1 protein-coding gene is annotated in these 274 nt (G+C 32.5%); it reads left to right on the top strand.

Features of this window, described 5'->3' with window-relative positions:
• The coding region (locus P2081_RS20895; protein ID WP_278924706.1) for a hypothetical protein at positions 1-238 on the top strand (238 nt) is incomplete at its 5' end.
• Positions 239-274: the final 36 nt, after the last annotated feature.

Below are 274 nucleotides of genomic sequence, written 5' to 3'. Positions count from 1 at the left end.
ACTGTTTTATAGACTCTCATTGTGTGAATATATAATCAATTCAAAATTGAAAGTTTTAATTACATATAAATTTAGAGAACAAGACAAACATACAAATAAAAATTTATTTAAAAATTACACAGCCAAAAGCCGCTCTGCTGCTCCCGGTACTAGAGATGGTGTGGATGGTCGATCAACAGAAAAGTACCAAAAAAGGACTGAGATACTGCAAAACCAAGAGAACCAAGTGGGTTTTTGAGACCAGACTTAAATGTATTTATTTTCTCCTTATGTG

The sequence above is a fragment of the Pseudophaeobacter profundi genome (assembly GCF_029697505.1).
Taxonomy (GTDB): Bacteria; Pseudomonadota; Alphaproteobacteria; order Rhodobacterales; family Rhodobacteraceae; genus Pseudophaeobacter; species Pseudophaeobacter profundi.
This window is presented reverse-complemented; position numbering and strand designations above follow the sequence as displayed.